At 48.5% G+C, this 2,396-nt stretch carries 1 protein-coding gene; it reads left to right on the plus strand.

Features of this window, described 5'->3' with window-relative positions; genetic code table 11:
- On the plus strand, window positions 1–2,289 hold a 2,289-nt coding region (locus VB654_RS23995), incomplete at its 5' end, for a calcium-binding protein (protein WP_323216350.1).
- Window positions 2,290–2,396: the final 107 nt, after the last annotated feature.

Below are 2,396 nucleotides of genomic sequence, written 5' to 3' on the forward strand. Positions count from 1 at the left end.
GACCAACTCTTAGGTCAAGCTGGAGACGACTATCTTGATGGTGGTGCTGGCAATGACCAACTTTTAGGTGGTGATGGTAACGACCAACTCTTAGGTCAAGCCGGAGATGATTACCTTGATGGTGGAGAAGGAAGCGATCGCTTGGAAGGTGGCGATGGTAATGACCAACTCTTAGGTCAAGCTGGAGACGACTATCTTGATGGTGGTGCTGGCAATGACCAACTTTCAGGTGGTGACGGTAACGATAAACTTTACGGTCGAACTGGAAATGATATCTTAGATGGTGGTGCTGGCAACGACTACCTAGATGCTGGCTCTGGAGATAACCAAATAGTTGGTGGTGACGGTAATGACCAAATCTATAGTGAAATTGGCAATGACATCTTAGATGGTGGTGCTGGCAATGACTACCTAGAGGCTGGTGCTGGTGATGACCAAGTAGCTGGCGGTGAAGGCAACGACCAAATTTATGGTCAGGAAGGCAACGATAACCTAGATGGTGGCGCTGGTGATGATTACGTTGAAGGTGGTAGTGGAAATGATCAAATAATCGGTGGTGATGGTAGAGATCGCCTCTATGGTCAAGCAGATCATGACAACCTTGATGGTGGCGCTGGCAATGACCTCCTCGATGGTGGAGAAGGTAACGACAGGCTTGCTGGTGATGACGGTAATGACACCATTTATGGGCGTTCAGGTCGTGATTACCTTGATGGTGGCGCTGGCAATGACTATCTCTGGGGTAATGAAGATGCTGACAATCTCTTAGGACAAGCTGGAGCAGATTACCTAGATGGTGGTGCTGGCAATGACCAACTTGACGGTGGTGATGGGAATGATCGCCTGTACGGTCAAGAAGGTAATGACACCTTAAATGGCGGGACTGGCGATGACCAACTTGATGGCGGTGCTGGTAATGACCAACTCATTGGCAGCGAAGGTAACGATCGCCTCTATGGTCAAGAAGGTAATGACTACCTAGATGGCGGTTCAGGTAGTGATCAACTTTGGGGTGGTGATGGTGCAGATACTCTTGTCGGACAATCTGGAACAGACTATCTCGATGGTGGTTTCGGTGATGACCAACTTCTAGGCGGTGACGATAGCGATCGCTTGTACGGTCAAGAAGGCAATGATACCCTCGATGGTGGCGCTGGTAATGACCAACTTCTAGGTGGCATAGGCGACGACCAACTTTACGGTCAGCAAGGAGCCGACCTTCTTGACGGTGGTGATGGTGATGACTCCCTCTGGGGTGGGGATGATGCCGATAAGCTATTAGGGCAAGCTGGAAATGATACCCTCAATGGTGGCGCTGGTGACGACACCCTAGATGGCGGTATTGGTAATGACCAACTTTATGGACAGGAAGGCAACGATACCCTCGATGGCGGCGCTGGTAATGATTACCTTGAAGGCGGCTTAAATGATGATCTACTCAATGGTGGAGATGGTAACGACCAGCTTTATGGCCAGGAAGGTAACGATACCCTTGATGGTGGTGCTGGTAATGACTACCTTGAAGGCGGATTAGGCGATGATCAGCTAACAAGTCTCATCGGTAATAACCAACTTTATGGTCAAGAGGGCAACGATATTCTCACCAGTGGCACTGGCGATGACCTTTTGGATGGTGGTGAAGGTAACGACCAACTACTGGGGGGCGCAGGTAGTGACCAACTCTATGGTGGTGCTGGTGATGATAGTCTCAATGGAGAATCTGGCGATGACTATATTGAAGGCAGCAGTGGTAATGACTTTCTTTCAGGTGGAGATGGTAATGACCAACTTTACGGTCACGAAGGCAGTGATGTCCTCGATGCTGGTTCTGGGGATGACTATCTAGAAGGCGGCGATGGTGCTGACAACCTCTTAGGACAAGCTGGTGATGATTACCTCGTCGGTGGTGCTGGTGATGATCTGCTCAATGGCGGTCTTGGTAATGACTGGCTTGAGGGCGGTACTGGTAATGATAGGTTGTACGCCGGTGGTGGTAATGATATTCTTAACGGTGGCGCTGGTCAGGATACGCTGTACGGTGGCAGTGGAATGGATACATTTATGTTGTCATCCGGCGCTGGTGCTGATAGAATTTTCAACTTCACTGCTGGAGTAGACTTACTGGGATTAATGGGTGGTCTTACCTTTGAGCAACTGAAAATTACTCAGGGTACTGGCATCCAGGCTAATGATACATTGATTAGTGTACAGAACAGTAATGAACTCTTAGCCTCTTTAAGTGAAGTTCAAGCCAATACTTTCACGAATTTTGACTTTACTATTCTTTAACACGCAGTTCTGAGGGTTGAGGAGTTGTTAAATTTCCTCAACTCTTGTTTCTTAACGGGTGACAACATAGCTAGACAGCTTGTTGAATAAGGGATAGAGCCTGAAGT

The sequence above is a fragment of the Nodularia sp. UHCC 0506 genome (assembly GCF_034931045.1).
Taxonomy (GTDB): Bacteria; Cyanobacteriota; Cyanobacteriia; order Cyanobacteriales; family Nostocaceae; genus Nodularia.